The 16,780-nt window shown below is 75.5% G+C and carries 14 protein-coding genes; 7 read left to right on the top strand and 7 right to left on the bottom strand.

Features of this window, described 5'->3' with window-relative positions:
- Nucleotides 1–106: 106 nt before the first annotated feature.
- Both ACFVUH_RS36515 and ACFVUH_RS36510 read right to left on the bottom strand, forming a co-directional pair.
- Nucleotides 107–952 carry an undecaprenyl-diphosphate phosphatase gene (locus ACFVUH_RS36515; protein WP_387917888.1) on the bottom strand — a complete coding sequence of 282 codons (846 nt, stop codon included), beginning with the start codon at nucleotides 950–952 and terminating at the stop codon, nucleotides 107–109.
- Between the two features lie 255 nt (nucleotides 953–1,207).
- A complete protein-coding gene (locus ACFVUH_RS36510) occupies nucleotides 1,208–1,921 on the bottom strand; it encodes a class I SAM-dependent methyltransferase (RefSeq protein ID WP_355369774.1) in 714 nt (237 codons plus the stop codon).
- A gap of 137 nt (nucleotides 1,922–2,058) precedes the next feature.
- On the opposite strand from ACFVUH_RS36510, the gene ACFVUH_RS36505 reads away from it, so the two are divergent.
- Nucleotides 2,059–2,610 carry a DUF4396 domain-containing protein gene (locus ACFVUH_RS36505; protein WP_387917879.1) on the top strand — a complete coding sequence of 184 codons (552 nt, stop codon included), beginning with the start codon at nucleotides 2,059–2,061 and terminating at the stop codon, nucleotides 2,608–2,610.
- Between the two features lie 93 nt (nucleotides 2,611–2,703).
- Here ACFVUH_RS36505 and ACFVUH_RS36500 read toward each other — a convergent pair whose 3' ends face one another.
- Nucleotides 2,704–3,237, bottom strand: coding sequence for a PadR family transcriptional regulator (locus ACFVUH_RS36500; RefSeq protein ID WP_387917877.1), 534 nt, complete (start codon nucleotides 3,235–3,237; stop codon nucleotides 2,704–2,706).
- Between the two features lie 128 nt (nucleotides 3,238–3,365).
- On the opposite strand from ACFVUH_RS36500, the gene ACFVUH_RS36495 reads away from it, so the two are divergent.
- The 3 genes from ACFVUH_RS36495 to ACFVUH_RS36485 all read left to right on the top strand — a co-directional run bounded on the left by ACFVUH_RS36495 (nucleotide 3,366) and on the right by ACFVUH_RS36485 (nucleotide 5,880).
- Nucleotides 3,366–4,127: an alpha/beta hydrolase gene (locus ACFVUH_RS36495; RefSeq protein WP_355369768.1), complete on the top strand. Its 762-nt coding sequence runs from the start codon at nucleotides 3,366–3,368 to the stop codon at nucleotides 4,125–4,127.
- Between the two features lie 59 nt (nucleotides 4,128–4,186).
- Complete coding sequence (locus ACFVUH_RS36490; protein ID WP_387917886.1) at nucleotides 4,187–5,119, top strand: aminoglycoside phosphotransferase family protein; 933 nt, start codon at nucleotides 4,187–4,189, stop codon at nucleotides 5,117–5,119.
- Nucleotides 5,120–5,328: 209 nt separating this feature from the next.
- Complete coding sequence (locus tag ACFVUH_RS36485; RefSeq protein ID WP_387917876.1) at nucleotides 5,329–5,880, top strand: hypothetical protein; 552 nt, start codon at nucleotides 5,329–5,331, stop codon at nucleotides 5,878–5,880.
- A 279-nt stretch (nucleotides 5,881–6,159) separates the two neighbouring features.
- Here the strand turns inward: ACFVUH_RS36485 and ACFVUH_RS36480 are convergent, their stop codons facing one another.
- From ACFVUH_RS36480 to ACFVUH_RS36465, 4 genes are all read right to left on the bottom strand, one after another.
- On the bottom strand, nucleotides 6,160–7,035 hold the full coding sequence (locus ACFVUH_RS36480) for a biotin-dependent carboxyltransferase family protein (protein ID WP_387917884.1): 876 nt from the start codon (nucleotides 7,033–7,035) through the stop codon (nucleotides 6,160–6,162).
- A gap of 221 nt (nucleotides 7,036–7,256) precedes the next feature.
- The gene (pxpB, locus tag ACFVUH_RS36475) at nucleotides 7,257–7,868 is read right to left on the bottom strand and encodes a 5-oxoprolinase subunit PxpB (protein ID WP_387917882.1); all 612 of its coding nucleotides are present in this window, start codon (nucleotides 7,866–7,868) and stop codon (nucleotides 7,257–7,259) included.
- Nucleotides 7,869–7,948: 80 nt separating this feature from the next.
- Entirely contained in the window at nucleotides 7,949–8,725 is a 777-nt protein-coding gene (locus tag ACFVUH_RS36470; RefSeq protein WP_387917875.1) for a LamB/YcsF family protein, read from the bottom strand.
- Between the two features lie 93 nt (nucleotides 8,726–8,818).
- Entirely contained in the window at nucleotides 8,819–9,358 is a 540-nt protein-coding gene (locus tag ACFVUH_RS36465) for a hypothetical protein (RefSeq protein WP_387917873.1), read from the bottom strand.
- Nucleotides 9,359–9,606: 248 nt separating this feature from the next.
- Here ACFVUH_RS36465 and ACFVUH_RS36460 point away from each other — a divergent pair, with 248 nt between their 5' ends.
- The 3 genes from ACFVUH_RS36460 (at nucleotide 9,607) to ACFVUH_RS36450 (ending at nucleotide 16,774) form a co-directional block, all read left to right on the top strand.
- Nucleotides 9,607–11,142 (top strand): hypothetical protein, encoded by a 1,536-nt coding sequence (locus ACFVUH_RS36460; protein WP_387917880.1) that lies wholly within the window; start codon nucleotides 9,607–9,609, stop codon nucleotides 11,140–11,142.
- A gap of 79 nt (nucleotides 11,143–11,221) precedes the next feature.
- The gene (locus tag ACFVUH_RS36455; RefSeq protein ID WP_350791373.1) at nucleotides 11,222–12,097 is read left to right on the top strand and encodes a hypothetical protein; all 876 of its coding nucleotides are present in this window, start codon (nucleotides 11,222–11,224) and stop codon (nucleotides 12,095–12,097) included.
- 114 nt (nucleotides 12,098–12,211) lie between these two features.
- Nucleotides 12,212–16,774, top strand: a complete 4,563-nt coding sequence (locus tag ACFVUH_RS36450) for a hypothetical protein (RefSeq protein ID WP_387917872.1) — start codon at nucleotides 12,212–12,214, stop codon at nucleotides 16,772–16,774.
- Nucleotides 16,775–16,780: the final 6 nt, after the last annotated feature.

Genomic DNA, 16,780 nt, shown 5'->3' with positions numbered 1-16,780 from the left:
CTGTCCGGGGTTGGCCTCGACCTGGACCACCTTGCCGACCGGGACGCCGGGCACGAACGGGCGGCCGCTCTGCTGCTGCCGAATGGAACGCGGTTCTCGTTCGCCGCTACTTCGCGACCACGCCGGCGTCCGGGGCCAGCGTGCCCACGGAGACCAGGACGATGATCAGGATGCCGAGCGCGATGCGGTAGATCACGAACGGCATGAAGCTGTTGTTCGAGATGTACTTCAGGAACCAGGAGATCGCCGCGTAGCCGACCACGAAGGCGATCAGGGTGGCCAGGATGGTCGGGCCCCAGGCCGGAGCCGGCCCCTCGCCGATCTTGAACAGCTCCAGGACGCCGGAGGCCAGCACCGCCGGGATCGCCAGCAGGAACGAGTACCGGGCCGCCGCCTCGCGGCTGTAGCCGAGCAGCAGGCCCGCGCTGATGGTGCCGCCGGAGCGCGAGACGCCCGGGATGAGCGCGAGCGCCTGGGCCATGCCGTAGCCGGCCGCGTGCGGCAGGGTCAGCTCGGTGATCGGCTTGGCGTGCCGGATCGCCCGGGTGCGGTCGGCGACCGCCAGGATCACGCCGAACAGGATCAGCGTGCTGCCGATGATCCGCAGGTCGCGGAGGTCCTGCTCGATGGTGTCCTGGAACAGCTTGCCCAGGATGCCGATCGGCAGGGTGCCCATGATCACGAACCAGCCCATCCGCGCGTCCTGGTGCGAGCGCAGCGCGGGCTTGAACAGCGAGAGCGTCCAGGTCTTCACGATCGCCGCGATGTCGCGGCGGAAGTAGATCAGCACCGCGGTCTCGGTGCCGAGCTGCGTCACGGCGGTGAAGGCCGCTCCCGGGTCCTTCCAGCCCAGCAGGGCGGGGAAGACCCGGAGGTGGGCGCTGGAGGAGATCGGCAGGAACTCGGTGAGTCCCTGGATCAGGCCGAGGACGGCCCCGTGGAACCACTCGATCACCGGACACCCGCCCGGGGTATCCGTCGCTCGATGCGCATGAAGCGTTCCTTGTTGGTCGGTGCGGGAACGGCCCTGCGAACCGGCCGGCGCGGTCCAGCGGCGCGGCTCGATGGCAGGCGAACCACCGGTCCCGCCCGGCGCTACGGGCCGCGCGCGGGCCCGGCGTCCGCCTGATGCTACGCCGTTCAGGTGACGGCCTGTCGCCCGCCCCCACTTTCGGGGCCGTTCCCGCGACCGGTGCCCCCGGACCGGTCAGCCGGCCACCGGCCGGGCCCGCACCCAGACCCGGTCCTCGGTCAGATAGGAGTCGACGGCCAGCCCGGCCTCGGCGAGCGCCTGTTCGAACTCCGCCCGGTCCATCGGGCGCGACAGGAAGGTCTGGGTCCACGTGGCGTCCGGGAACTCGTACTCCACGTGCACCTGGTTGACGCCCTCGGCCACCGGCGTGGCCGAGGCCACCCGGACCAGCCCGTCCGTCCCGAGCGGACGCTCGCGCGGCACCTTCGCCCGCGCCTGCCAGTCCTCGCCCTCGCGCTGGATCAGCACGCAGCCGTCCTCGGCGACGTGCCGGCGGCAGGTGTCCAGCAGGCCCCGGCGGACGTCCAGGCTGCCGGCGTGGATCAGGAAGGAGGCGAGTAGTACGACGTCGAAGCGCTCGCCGAGGTCGAGGTGCTCGATCGGGCTGCGCACGGTGCGCGCCCCGCGGACCCGTGCCAGCATCTCGGCGGACTCGTCCACCGCCGTCACCCGGAAGCCCCGCTCCAGCAGCGGATGGGTCATCCGGCCCACGCCGCAGCCGAGTTCGAGCAGGCTCGCGCCGGGCGGGACGGCGCCCGCGATCAGCTCGGGCTCGTCGTTGACGGGCAGTCGTGCGTACATGTCGACCGCGCAGCCGTCCGGGGTGATCGTGCCCGGGCCGGTGCCGCGGTAGCCCTCGCGGTGCTGGGAGTGTCGTTCGTCAGCCATGCGAACCATCCGAGCACGGCGGGCGCGGGGTGGGAAGAGGGCGTGCGCAACCGTGCTTGGCAGATACCCCAGGGGGGTATAGAGTCATCGACGAACCGGGCAGCACGGCCACAGGGAACGAGCACGTGGAGGACGACATGGCGCATCCCGCCCAGCACGACCACCAGCAGCACGCCGGCCGCGAGCACCACGAGCACCATGGCCACGAGGGCCACGCGCAGCACGGACACGGTGGGCACGGCGGCGGGGCCACCACCTGGGCGGCCGCGGCGCAGGCGACCCTGCACTGCCTCACCGGCTGCGCCATCGGCGAGATCCTCGGCATGGTGCTCGGCACCGCCTTCGGGCTGCACAACGGCGCCACCGTGGTGCTCTCGATCCTGCTGGCCTTCGTCTTCGGCTACGCGCTGACCATGCGCGGCGTGCTCAAGGCCGGCCTGGACGTCCGCACCGCCGCCAAGGTCGCGCTGGCCGCCGACACCGTCTCGATCATCGTCATGGAGATCATCGACAACACCGTGATGATGACCGTCCCCGGCGCCATGGACGCCGGTCTCGGTGACCTCCTGTTCTGGCTGGCGCTGGCCGGCTCGCTGCTCCTGGCCTTCGTCCTGACCGTCCCGGTCAACAAGTGGATGATCGGCAAGGGGCGCGGTCACGCCGTGGTGCACGCCTACCACCAGCACTGACCGCCCGCCCGCGCCGCCCGGACCGAACGCCGCGGCCCGCGCCCGCCCCCTGTGGAAGGGGCAGGCGCGGGCCGCGGCGTTCTGTGGGTGCGCTCAGGCCGCCCGGTCGAGCTCCGCGAGGGTGGTGCGCAGCCAGTCCAGTTCCGCGGTGGTGGTCGCGCGGGCGATCAGCAGCATCCCGCGGCGGAACGGGTCGGCCACCTCTTCGGCGCCCATCGGCCGGCTGCCGTCGTAGAAGAAGCTGGCCGGCTCGCCGAGGAAGGCGAGGCGGCGCCGGAGCACGGCGGCCTGCGCGGCCGGTTCGCCGTCGAGGTGGCGCAGGAAGGCGAGCACGGTGAACCAGCGGTTCTCGTCGCTGACGTCCAGGTCCTCCGGGGTGCGCAGCCGCTCCAGCAGGGCGGCCCGGCCGGCGTCGGTGAGCCGCAGGGTGTGCCGGGGGGCCGCCGCCGCGCCGGGTTCGGTGGCGCGCACCAGCAGGCCGTCGGCCTCCAGTCGCTTGATCGCCGGGTAGAGCGTGCCGTCGCTGATCGGCCGCACGTGCCCGGTGAGCGCGGCGAGGTGGCGCCGCAGTTCGTAGCCGTGCAGGGGCCGGTCGTGGAGGAACCCGAGGATCGCGAGCTTCAGCATGGGCCCACTCTCTCAGATCCGGCCGTCGATATCTTGGTGTTGTTATACCTCGGGATCGAGGTATGGTCTCTCCGGCGCCTCGGAGGACTCGCGGCGCCGCCCCGACGAACCGCAGGAGGAGTACGACCGTGCGCGATGCCACCGTCACCCCGAACGGCGACCGGATCCGCTGGGTGGAGATCCCCGGCCGGGAGCCCGTCCGCCTCTATCTGCACGGCCTCGGCGCCAGCTCGCCGGTCTACTACGCCGCGGCCGCCGCCCACCCGCTGCTCACCGGCCACCGCTCGCTGCTGCTCGACCTGCTCGGCTTCGGCATCAGCGACCGGCCCGCCGACTTCCCCTACACGCTGGAGGCGCACGCCGACGCCGTCGCCGCGGCCGTCCGCGCGGCGGAGGTGGAGCGCGTCGAGGTGATCGGCCACAGCCTGGGCGGCGCGGTCGCGATCGCGCTGGCCCACCGGCACCCCGGGCTGGTCGCCGGGCTGGTGCTGGTCGACCCCGTCATCGACCCGGTCGCCCCCGCCCGCGGCCCGGGCAGCAGCGGAATCGCCACGTTCACCGAGGAGGAGTTCCTGGCCGGCGGCCGGGAGGAGGTCGAGCGGTGGGCGGGCCCGTTCTGGTGGGCCACCATGCGGCTCGCGGGCCCCGAGGCGCTCCACCGCAGCGCCGTCCACCGCTGCCGGGCGACCGTGCCGCCCCTGCGCGAGCAGCTGTACGGCCTGGATCTGCCGCGCACCTTCCTGCACCCCGCGGCCGACGGCGAGCCGGCCGGCGCGGAGGGGCTCCGGGCGGCGGGCGTGGTGCTCGACGCGGTGCCGGACTGCGGGCACAACATCATGATCGACAATCCCGAGGGCTTCGCCAGGGCTGTCGCCGCCGCGGTGGCGTAGCGTCGGTGCCGTCGTGTCGTTCTGCTGTCGTGTCGTCCAGTCGTTTCGCCGTGAGGAGTGTGCCCGCCGTGCCGATCCAGGTGCCCGAGGCGTTGGCGGCCTCCCTCGTCCGGTTCCTCGGGGCGGAGGGTCGCGACTGGGTCGACCGACTGCCCGCGCTCGCTTCGGAGTTGGCGGACCGCTGGGAGCTGCGGCCCGACGGCGCGCCCGCGCACGGCGTGGTCGGCCTCGTCCTGCCCGTCCGACGGGTCGACGGCACCGGCGCCGTGCTCAAGCTCCAGTATGTGGACAAGGAGACGGCCGGCGAACCGCTGGCCCTGCGCGCCTGGGGCGGCCGGGGCGCCGTCCGGCTGCTCGACCACGACCCGGCCACCGGCTCGATGCTGCTGGAACGCCTCGACCCCGAGCGCTCCCTGCTCGACGTCCCCGACGACCTGGCCGCCACCGCCGTCATCGCCGAGCTGCTGGCGGAATTGACGATATGTCAAGCTCCTTCGGGAGTGCGGAGATTGGCGGACGTCGCGGACGCCATGCTGGCCGGTGTCCCGGAGGCGCGCGGCAGGCTGGCCGAGGAGGCCGACCGCCGGCTGCTCGCCGACCTCGCGGCCGCCCTGCGCGAGGTCCGGCCCGAGCCGGGCGACCGGCTGCTGCACTGGGACCTGCACTACGGCAACGTGCTCGCCCCGTCCGCTCCCGGCGCCCGCGCCCGGTGGCTCGCCATCGACCCCAAGCCCCTCGCCGGCGACCCGGGGTTCGAACTCCTCCCCGCGCTGGGCAACCGCTGGTCCGACCTCGTCGCCACCGGCGACCTGCCGCGCGCCCTGCGCCGCCGCTTCGACCTGATGGCCGACCGCCTCGCCCTGGATCGCGACCGGGCCGTCCGCTGGACCCTCGCGCGCGTCCTGCAGAACGTCCTCTGGGGCATCGAGGACGGTGAGTCGTTCATCGACGACGGTCAACGGGTCATTGCCTCAGCTCTGTTGGGGCGCTAGGAGCGTGGGTCAGTAGCGGGCAAGCGGCTCCGCCGCCGCCCTGGACGTGATAGACCGCGCCGCGCGGTGCGTCGGGCGGAGGAGCAGCGGTTCCCCCGCTGGGGGGAGCTGGTCCCTCCCCGCGGCGGAGGTCGCGACCGGGAGTGAGCTGGGAGGTTGGAGGCAGTCGGGAAACAGCCCGACTCCCTTCTCTCCAGCGAGGATTGACCATGCGAAAGCTCACCACTGTCATCGCGCTCACCACCGCGGCCGTGGCCCTCGCGGCCGGGACGGCCGGCACCGCCGCGGCCGCGCCGGCCACCCCCCTGCCGGCCCAGCACCTCGCGCTGCGCAGCTGGACCCTGCTCAACGAGTACGGCCCGGGCCCCAACCCGGGCGAGCGGCTCACCGCGCAGGTCAGCGCCCGTACGGTCGACGGCCACCCCCGGGGGCACGCCGTGGTGCAGCACGTGTTCGAGACGAGCGGCACCACCCGGGCCGAGTTCGACGTCGACTGCCTGACCGTCGACGGGAACGGCGCCATCACCGTGACCGGGCCCATCTCGCAGATCGTGATCACGCCGCTCGGGGGCGAGCCGTACCTCTTCGAGGAGGGCCGGCACCCCGAGGCCGGCCTCACCTTCTACCCGACCGACGAACAGGGCGAGCGTCGGGTCGGCTGGATGCGGACCAGCCCCACGATGCACTCCGAAGTCGTCAAGTGCGGCGCGGTTCCGGCCAGCTTCTGGGTCATCGACGGCGGGACCTTCCTGCGCCGCTAGGAGCGTGTCTCTGTGACCGGCAACCCGCCTGTGTCTCGTGATCCTTCGTACGGGATGATCTCCTCCTGCGCGGCGAGGACGGCGCCCGCGCCGAGGAACCGCCGGAAGCGCCGGAACCGCCGGGATCGCCGCCCGGGCCGGTTGGCCAGCCGGGCCGCCCCGGCCGCGTCACGAGCCCCGCCGGCCGGACACCCGCGGGCAGACCTTCGCCAGCCCCACACGCCCCGACGAGCCCGCCGCGACCGATCCGCCCATCACGGCAGCGGAGCCGCTTGCTCCTTACTGACCCACGCTCCTGGCCGGACGTCCGGGGAGGACGGCGAAGCGCAGTGGGGTGCCCGGTCGGGCCTGCGCGGCGGCGGCGAGGTCGGCGAGCGGTACGACACCGACCACCGGGTAGCCGCCGGTGGTCGGGTGGTCGGCCAGGAAGACCACCGGCAGCCCGTCCGGCGGAACCTGAACGGCGCCCAACACCATGCCCTCGCTCGGCAGTTCGCCCACTCGGGTGCGGACGAGCGGCGGGCCCTCGGTGCGCAGCGCGATCCGGTTGCTCGCCGGGGCGACCCGGTAGGTCGCGCGGGCCAGCCGGTCCGCGACGTCCGGGGCGAACCAGTCGGCGCGTGGCCCGAGCCGAAGTCGCAGCGCCAGCACGGCCGGGGGAGCGGGCAGCGGCACCAGCTCCGGCAGCGGCCCGAAGGGCGGGCGCGGGCCGACGGGCAGCTCGTCGCCGACGGCCAGCGGGGCCGGGCCGAGCCCGGAGAGCAGATCGGCCGAGCGGCTGCCGAGCACCGGCTCGACAGCGACCCCGCCCGCCACCGCCAGGTACGCGCGCACACCGGCGGTCGCGGCACCGACGTCCAGCACCGCCCCGGCGGGCACCGTCACCGGCGCGCCCCAGGCGGCGGGCCGCCCGTTCACCCGCACCGGCGACGGCGCGCCGGTCACCGCGACCGTCAGCGGCCGCAACGCGCGCACCGCGATCCCGCCCAGCGTGGTCTCCATGGCCGCCGCCCCGGGCTCGTTGCCCACCAGCCGGTTGGCCGCCCGCAGCGCCGGCTCGTCCAACGCCCCCGCCCGCGGCACCCCGAGATGCGCGACCCCGTGCCGCCCCAGGTCCTGCACGGTGCTCAACGGTCCCGCGCGCACCACCACCATCGCACCCGTCACGCCGACCCTCCCGGGAGCTGCGGCGCTTGGGCGCGGGGTACGGGTGGCGTGCTGGTGGTGGCGGTCACGCTGTTCCTTCCCGGAGGGACCGGATCCCGGTGGCGGTTGCCGCCCGGGCGGATCGGTTCTGCCGTCCGGCCGCCTGTCGAGGGCGCCGTCGTCCCGCGCGCCCGACGGGGCATCAGCCGGACCCGCCGTCGCCGCGTCCGTCATGGGGTGTCGCCGCGGAGCGGGGTGAAGCGGACGCGGGTGCCCGGGGCGAGGAGGGCGGGTGGGGTGCGGGTGGCGTTCCAGAGGGGCAGGGCGGTGCGGCCGAGGAGTTGCCAGCCGCCGGGGGAGGGGTGCGGGTACACACCGGTGTAGGGGCCGGCCAGCGCGACCGAGCCCGCCGGGACGCTGGTGCGCGGGGTGGCGTGGCGCGGCACCTCGTACCGTGCGGGCAGGCCGGTGAGGTAGCCGAAGCCGGCGGCGAATCCGCAGAACGCCACCACGTACTCGGGTTCCGTGTGGATCCGTACGGCCGCCTCGGGGGAGACGCCCCACCGGCGGGCGACCTCGGCGAGGTCCGCGCCGTCGTAGACGGTGGGCACCTCGACGAGCGGCCCGGCGGTCGCCGACGCCGCGCCGGGGCGCGCCGTGCGCAGCAGCCGGGTCAGCGCGCCGACGTCCGCCACGCCGTCCAGCAGCACGGTCCGGGCCGCGGGCACGATCTCCTCGACCGGCGGCAGCTCGCCGGCGGCCCGGCGCTCGCGCAGCCAGCCGTACCAGGCGGTGACCTCGGCGGCGTCCGCGAGCTCCACGAGCAGCGCGTGCTCGCCCATCGGCCGGACGACCGGCCCGACGGCCGCAACCGGGTCGGCCGCTTCCGGGCCGGCCGGGTCGGGCGCCCCGGCGCGGTCGGTCACGCGAACGCCTCCACCCGGACGCCCGCCGAGGCGAGGGCGCCGCGGATGCGCCAGGCGAGCTGGGCCGCGCCGGGGGTGTCGCCGTGGACGCAGAGCGAGCGCGCCTCGACGGCGATCGGTTCGCCGCCGACGGCCTCCACGGTGCCGTCCCGGGCGATGCCGACCGCGCGGGTGATGACCTTCTCGGGGTCGTGGATCACGGCGTCGGGCTCGCGGCGCGGGACGAGGGTGCCGGCCCAGGTGTAGGCGCGGTCGGCGAAGGCCTCGGTGACCACCGGCAGTCCGACGCCCTCGGCGACCGTCAGCAGCCGGGAGCCCGGCAGGCCGAGCACCGGCAGCGGGCCGTCGCCGGCCGCCCCGGAGCGCAGGATCCCGGTGACCACCGCCTCCGCCTGGTCGGGGTCGGCGACCACCCGGTTGTAGAGGGCGCCGTGCGGCTTGACGTAGGAGACCCGGGAGCCGGCGTCGCGGGCGAAGACCTGCAGGGCGCCGATCTGGTAGGCGATCTCGTCGGCCAGTTCGTCGGGCGGTACGTCCATCGCCCGGCGGCCGAAGCCCGCGAGGTCCCGGTAGGACACCTGGGCGCCGATCCGGACGCCGCGTTCGGCGGCCAGCGCGCAGACCCGGCGCATGGTGGAGGGGTCCCCGGCGTGGAAGCCGCAGGCGACGTTGGCGCTGGTGACGACGGAGAGCAGGGCCTCGTCGTCGGTCAGCGTCCAGCGTCCGAACCCCTCGCCGAGGTCCGCATTGAGATCGATCACCGCATCGGCCACGCCCGTCCGCCTTCCAGCAGCTGTTGAGGCAGATGGTAGGGCCTGCGCCGGGGCGCGCCGCGCGTCGCTCCTGCGCCCGGCTGTGCGGGCCGGTCAGGCCGGCCGGGGGTGTCCGGTCGCCTCCGCCCGCTCGACCAGCGGCCGCAGCGCGCGCAGGACGAGGAGCAGCGGGACGACGCCCACGATCCCGAACGACATGTCGACAAACCGCCAGTAGAGCGGAATGCCCCGCAGCGGTCCGCAGATCAGTGCCAGCGGGATGATCCCGGCGCAGGCGAGCACCGCCCAGCGGATCACCCAGACGTTGCGCACCGGGTCGCGGAGGGGTCCCCAGAACGCCGCCGCGATCACCAGGTGGGCGAAGGCGAGCCAGTCGGTGCCGTAGGCGAGGAAGGGGTGGCGGGCGTTGGTCTCGGCCAGGCCGTCGCGGACCCGCTCGATCCACTCCAGCAGGGCGGGGAAGCGGTCGGTCACCGGGGCTCCGGGGCCGGCGGCCAGCTCGGCGAGCCAGCGGGTCTCGCTCTCCAGCGGGAAGGCCGTCAGTCCGCTCAGGACCAGGCAGACCACGAAGATCCAGAGCCATCGCCGGACCTTCCGCAGGGCCGCCCGTTCGCCGTCGGTCGCGTCGTTCATCTGCGTCCACCCCCCGGACCGGGGGCATGTCGAGGACATGCCGAGGAGGCAGGCCGGGCTTCTCCCGCCTGCTCGGGGGCGACTCTAGACCCTGAAATTGAACGCGTTCAACCTGCTCTTCGGGCCCCCTGCGCCCAGCCGTCGCCCCCGCCCCCGGTCCGGCCTCCGGTCCCGCCCGGGCGGATGTCCGAAAGGTCCGTTTCGGTCGATGTCGGCCCCTGCCTCTACTCTTGTCCCCCGTGACCGTCATCGCCGACCAGCCCACCGAGCACGGCCCCCGGCCGCCCGCCGGGTCCGCCGTCGCCGCCGCGCGGCCCGCGCAGGGCCCCGCCGCCGACGAGGGCCTGGCCCGCCGGCTCAAGGCGCTGGCCTGCACCGCCCCGCTGCACGACCTGGACAGCCGCAAGGTGATGCTGGCCGGCGAGTACGGCGGCTACGCGATGGCCGAGGTCGGACTCGCCGCGATCGACCTGGTCACCCTCAACATGGACTTCGACACCGGCGCCGACCGCGAGCTGGTGCTCGCCCGGCTGCTGCCCAGGGTCGCCGCCCAGGCGCCCGGCCGCTCCACCGCCGAGCACCAGCGGGTCGGCCGCTGGGTGCTGGAGTCGCTGATCAACGTCGGCAGCGTCGACCGCGGCTTCCGCGCCGTCTACGGCACCTTCAGCGCCGAGGGCGAGTACGTCCGCCGCGACTACGACTTCAAGCTGATCGAGGAGGTCCCCGGCCCCGACGGCGGCGTCTACCTGCGCACCACCGACGAGGCGGTCAACGTCCTGGTCGGCGCCCTGGACACCGACGTCACCTCCGCCCAGATCGCCGCCGAGGTCAAGCTGGAGGTGCTGATCCGGCGCGGCCGCCTGGCCGACGCCCAGCTCGCCGCCGAGCAGGCCCGCTACCGCACCGTCCAGTACGCCGAGACGCTGCGCCGCGCCCTGGAGGCCACCCGGCGCAACGTCCGCGCCGTCGACTGGATGCGGGCGATCCCGGACCTCATCGACGAGGCGTTGGACCACATCGCCGACCGCTACCGGCACGAGAACGCGATCCTCACCAACATCCGCAAGGCCCGCGACGAGGCCGAGGAGCCGGAGCACAAGCGCCGGGCCGCCGAGCTGGTCGACATCGTCAAGGACTGCATCCGCCGCCACACCCAGCTGCAGACCAGGCTCCTGGAGGCCGGCCCGCTGTTCCGCGCCGAGCAGGACCGGCAGGCCTTCGCCACCCCCGGCGCCCGCAGCGGCATCGACCTCTACGGCCAGCTGCTCGCCCCGGTGCTCCGGCTGCCGATAGCCCAGGCGGTCCGCCCCACCGGCGCCTTCTTCGCCCGCGGCACCGGCCTGCGCACGCCGGTCTCGGTGCGCGTCGCCGACCTGGTCGACCTGCTGCTCACCCCGCCGGTCGAGCGCGAGCACCTCGGCGCCGAGCTGCCCGACCCGGATCTCGTCGCCACCCCGGACGACAGCCGGTTCTCCGAGGCCCAGCTGGAAGCCGCCCTCGACCTGCTGGACCTGCCCGCCGACGCGCCCCGCCGGCTCTCCGGCCTGCTCGCCGAGGCCCGCGCGCAGGACCCGGAACTCCCGTACCTGGTCGCCCTGCTGGCCGTGCACGCGGCCAGCCCGCCGGTCGGCACCGCCTACCGGCAGGGCGAGGAGCGGCTGCTCTTCGCCGTCGACGACGGCACGCCGCTGCACGACCGGGAGTTCGGCGGCGCCGACCTCGTCGTCGGCAGCGCCCTGCTCGACGCCGTCGGCATGGCCGCCGACCGCAAGGACGCCGGCTGACCCCCTCCGGGCCGACGCCGGTCGATCCGCCCGCACCCACCCACCCGCACCCCCGCAACGCCCCCGAGGAGCACCGCCCGTGACGACCCACCACGACACGTCCTGGGCGCCCGAGACCGAACCGGCCGCCCCCGCGCCGATCACCCCGGCCGACGTCGCCGACGCCGCCCGCCTGGTCTCCTTCGGCCTCCAGGCCAAGCTGCTCCCCGCCCGCGACGCCGAGTACGCCGAACTGGTCCGCCGCCACCGCGAGGACCCGCCCTTCGCCCGTCTCGCCGACGCCGTCGCCACCGGCATGGGCCTGGTCGTGCTGGAGGTCTCCCCGCGCGCCGGCATGGCCGTCGCCGCGGCCGAGGACTCCCTCTTCGCCGTCCGGATGGGCGACTACTCGCGCCGCGCCGCCTCCGAGTCCACTGACCGCTTCCTGCACGGCCTCGCCCACCTGGCCGTCGCCGCGATGGCCTTCCCACGCCCCGAGGACCTCGCCGACGACGGCTACCTCGGCCGGATCACCGTCAACGGCATCGACTCCTTCGTCCGCCAGGCCTGCCGCCGCCTGGAGGAGCAGGCCGCCGCCGACGGCGACAACACCGACCCGCAGAGCGACGCCCCCGGCCTGGAGGCCGCCTGGCGGGTCTGGGCCCGGCGCACCGCCACCGGCGCCACCAAGGACGCCCGCCGGCTCTCCGGCTCCACCATCGGCATCGTCGCCAAGGCCGTGCTGTTCCTGGTCGACTCCGGGTTCCTGCAGAAGGTCTCCGACGACGCCGGCGGCACCTACCGCACCACCGCCCGCTACCAGCTCCAGGTCCGCGACCTGGCCGGGACCGCCGCCATGGCCGAACTGCTCGACCTCGGCGTCGTCCCGGTCTCCGACGGCACCGCCTCCCTGCTGCCCCCGGACACCGGGGACGACCTGGTCGCCGACGCCGGGCTGCCGTTCCACTCGCTCTAGCCCCCGGGCCGCACCGCGACCCTCCCCGGCCGCACCGCGACCCCGCCGGCACCCCCGCTCCCCGCCGGCACCTCCGATCCTCCGACCCACCCGCCTCCTGGAGAACCGCCGCACATGTACGAGCTCAACCGGGTCCGCCTCTACTCGATCGGACCGGCCGGCGCCCGCTACGCCGACACGGTGCTCGACCTGCGCGGCGTCGGCGAGCCCGTCGCCGATCCGGCTCCCCAGCAGATCGGCCTGTTCGGCGAGGACACCGAGGGCCCGGTCCGCCGCCCCGCCCCGGCCGGCGTGCTCTTCCTGGAGAACGGCGGCGGCAAGTCCGTCCTGCTCAAGCTGATCTTCTCGGTCATGCTCCCCGGCCACCGCAACACCCTCGGCGGCGCCAGCTCCGGGGTGCTCCGCAAGTTCCTGCTCGCCGACGACTGCGGCCACGTCGCCCTGGAGTGGCAGCACACCGTCACCGGCGAGCTGATCGTGGTCGGCAAGGTCAGTGAGTGGCGCGGCCGGCAGGTCTCCTCCGACCCGCGCAAGTTCGCCGAGACCTGGTACTCCTTCCGCCCCGGCGCCGGCCTCACCCTCGACTCCCTGCCGGTCGCCGAGCGGGTCAGCCTGGCCGGCGACCAGAAGGCCCGCGGCCGCCGCCGCACCATGAAGGGCTTCCGCGACGCCCTCACCGAGGCCGGCAAGGCCCACCCCCACCTCGACCTGGTCTTCGAGGACGGCCACGACCGCTGGACCGAACACCTCGGCGAGCTCGGCCTCGACCCCGAACTCTTCCGCTACCAGCGCGAGATGAACGCCGACGAGGGCGAGGCGGCCGGCCTCTTCGCGGTCAAGCAGGACAAGGACTTCACTGACCTGCTGCTGCGCGCCGTCACCGACACCCGGGACACCGACGGCCTCGCCGACCTCGTCCACGGCTTCGCCGCCAAGCTCGGCCTGCGCTCCGAACTCACCGCCGAACGCGACTTCACCGCCGGCTCCCTGGAACTGCTGGAGCGGATCGCCGAGTCCACCACCGCCCGCGAGACCGTCCGCGAGGCGCACCGCACCGCCGAACGCCGCACCCGCCGGCTCGCCCACGCCCTCGCCTCCCGCGCCGCCGCCGAACGCGACCGCGCCGAGGACCTCGCGGTCGAGGTCGCCGCCGCCGCGGGCGCCGTCACCGCCGCCGAGAGCGACCGCACCCGGCACACCCTGATCGCCGCCGAACTCACCCACCGGCACGCCTCGCTGGCCCTGGCCGCCGCCACCTCCGAGGCCGCCGCGCTGCGCCGCGAACTCACCGACGCCCGCACCCTGCACTCCGCCTGGCAGGCCGCCGAGGCCGTGCTGCGCCACCGCGCCGCCGCCGACCGGGTGAGCCGGGTCGCCGTCGCGATCCGCGAGGCCGAGCTGGACGCCGCCCCCGCGCTCGCCGCCCGGGCCCGCGCCGCCACCGCCCTGGCCCGCGCCCTGGAGGGCGCCGCCGCCGCGGCCGAGGAGCGCGCCGACACCGAGGAGCAGCGCGCCGCCGAACTCCAGGCCGACGGCTCCAAGGCCCAGAGCGACGCCACCGAGGCCGCCACCGCCGCCCAGAAGGCCCGCAGCGAGGCCGAGCACCTGCGCCAGCGCCTCGCCGAGGTCGAGCAGGAGACCGCCGCCGCCGTCGAGGCCGGCTTCATCGACACCGACGGGGACGTCGACCCGGCCCGCGCCGCCCTGCACGCCGCCGACGTCGAGAAGTCCGCCGCCGCCGCCCTCGCCCAGGCCCGCACCGCCGCCGAGTCCGCGTCGACCCGGCTGCGCGAGACCGCCGCCGCCACCGGCCGCGCCGAACTCGCCGCCGCCCGCGCCACCGACGCCCGCAAGGCCGCCGCCCAGGCGCTCGCCACCGAGCAGCGCACCGCCGCCCTGCTCGCCACCGAGCCCCGGCTCGCCGACCTGCTCTCGCTCACCCCCTACCAGGACGGCGCCGAGGAGGACGCCGGCTTCCTCACCCCCGCCGTCCTCGACCGCAACGCCGAGTACCTGCGCGAACTGCTCGACGAGGCCATCGCCACCGCCGAACGCACCCTGTTCGACCTGCGCACCGCCGCCGCCGACGACTCCCGGATCCTCGCCGCGCTCGGCGACGGCGGCCTGCTGCCGCCCGGCCCCGACGTGCTCGCCACCGTCGAGTACCTCGCCGAGCACGGCATCCCCGCACTGCCCGGCTGGCGCTACCTCGCCCAGTCCGTCGACCCGGCCGACCACGAGGCGATCCTCGCCGCCCGCCCCGAGCTCGTCGACGGCGTCGTCGTCACCGACCCCAACTCCCTGGACCGGGCCCGCGAGGCGCTGCGCTCCGCGGCCCTGCTGCCCCGCTCCACCGTCGCCGTCGGCGCCGCCGCCTCGCTGATCGCCCCGATCACCGACGAGCCCGCGTTCTTCCTGGTGCCGCCGAACCCGGCCATGCACGACGAGTCCGCCGCCGACGACGAGCGCCGCGAACTGCGCGCCCGCGCCACCGCCCGCGAGGAGCACATCCGCGAACTCGCCGCCCGCCTCGGCGGTGACCGCGCGCTCGCCGCCCGCCTCGCCTCCTGGCACGCCAGCTGCCCGCCCGGCACCCTCGCCGAACTCGCCGCCGCCGCCGAGGCCGCCCGCGAGCACGCCGAGCAGGCCGCCGCCGCCCTCGCCACGCTGCGCGCCGAGCACGACGAGGCCGAGACCGACCAGGCCGCCGCGGCCGTCGCCCACGAGGAGCACCGGGAGGTCGCCCAGCGCGCCCGCCGCCGCGCCGACGCTCTCTCCGGCCTCGCCTTCCGGCTGCGCGAGCGCGCCAACTGGAGCCGCCGCCGGCGCGAACTCGCCGAGGACGCCGCCGAGTGCGACCGCCGTCAGGCCGTCTGCGCCGAACGCGCCCGCACCTGCGACGAGGACCGCCGCGCCGTTCAGCGTGCCGCCGACGACGCCCGTCGCACCGGGCGCGCGCTGCGGGCCGAACGGGCCGAGATCTCCGCCGCCGAGCAGTCCGACGAGCCCGCCGAAACGGCCCCCGCCGCGCTGCCCGAGCTGCGCGAGGCCTACCGCTCCGCCGCCCAGCTCTACGAGAAGGTCGGCGTCGGCGCCGACCTGCGCGCCGAACAGGCCCGCGCCGAGGGCGACGAGGCCGCCGCCGCGGCCGAACTCGACCGCCTCACCAACAAGGTCCGCAGCCGCGCCGAGGAACTGCTCAACAGCCCCGACGGCGCCGACGGCCCGGCCCGCCAGGCCGCCGCCGCCCGCGCCGAGGAACTCGTCGCCACCATCGAGGCCCGCGCCGCCGCCGCCAGCGAGCAGCTCGGCCGGCTGCGCGGCGAGGCCGAACGCTCCGCCCCCGCCGACGGCGAGTCGCACACCGAGCTGCCCGAGGACCTCGTCCCCGCCGACCCCGAGCACGCCCAGACCCTGCTGCGCAGCGCCACCAGCCGGCTCGCCGAACGCCGCGAGGCCGTCGACACCGCCCGCACCGCGCACGCCGACCTCCAGCGCACCCTCGACGCCGCCCAGACCGCCGCCGCCGACTTCGACGAGCACGCCGGCCAGCTCCGCGACGGCCTGCGCGAGCAGCAGGACGACTCCGAGACCCTGGTCGAGCCCTACCTCGGCCCGCTCGCCGACGCCCGCACCGCCGCCGCCGAGGCCCGCCGTGCCCTGCGCACCGCCGCCGGCGAGCTGTCCTCCGCCGAACTCGCCGTCCGCGACGCCTCGGACGCCCTGGTCCGGCACGCCAACGCCGCCCGCTACGAGGCCGTGCGCACCCCCGCCCGCCAGCAGATCCGCGAACTGCCCGCCTCCGCGCTGCCCGACCACGCCGCCAACTGGGCCGCCGCCTTCGCGCCCCGGCTGCGCGTGCTCACCGACGAACTCGCCCAGCTGGAACGCAACCGCGGCTCGATCGTCGACCGGCTGCGCGGCCTGGTCGAGTCCTCGCTGGCCACCCTGCGCGCCGCCCAGCGGCTCTCCCGGCTGCCCGAGGGACTGGGGGAGTGGTCCGGTCAGGAGTTCCTGCGGATCCGCTTCGAGGACCCGGACCACGCGAGCCTGGTCGAGCGCCTCGGCGAGGTCATCGACGAGGCCACCCGCGCCGCCGTCCGCAAGAACAGCGACCTGCGCCGCGACGGCATGTCCCTGCTGCTGCGCGGCGTCGCCGCCGCGATCGGCCCCAAGGGCGTGGCCGTCGAGATCCTCAAGCCGGACGCGGTGCTGCGCGCCGAGCGGGTGAGCGTCGGCCAGATGTCCGATGTGTTCTCCGGCGGCCAGCTGCTCACCGCGGCCATCGCGCTGTACTGCACGATGGCGGCGCTGCGCGCCAACGACCGCGGCCAGTCCCAGCTGCGGCACGCGGGCACGCTGTTCCTCGACAACCCGATCGGCCGTGCCAACGCCACCTACCTGCTGGAGCTCCAACGCGCGGTGGCCGACGCCCTCGGCGTCCAGCTGATCTACACCACCGGCCTGTTCGACACCACCGCGCTCGCCGAGTTCCCGCTGGTCATCCGGCTGCGCAACGACGCCGACCTGCGGGCCGGCCTCAAGTACATCTCGGTGGAGGAGCACCTGCGGCCGGGCCTGCCCGCCCCGCAGGACCCGGACGGCCCGGCCATCCACGGCGAGATCACCGCCACCCGGATGTTCAAGCGCCCGGCGGAGGTTCCCGCCTCGTCGTGACGGGCC

Source organism: Kitasatospora sp. NPDC058032, assembly GCF_042885845.1.
Classification (GTDB): Bacteria; Actinomycetota; Actinomycetes; order Streptomycetales; family Streptomycetaceae; genus Kitasatospora.
Note: the sequence above shows the minus strand (reverse complement) of the source record. Positions and strands in the feature narration are given on the sequence as shown.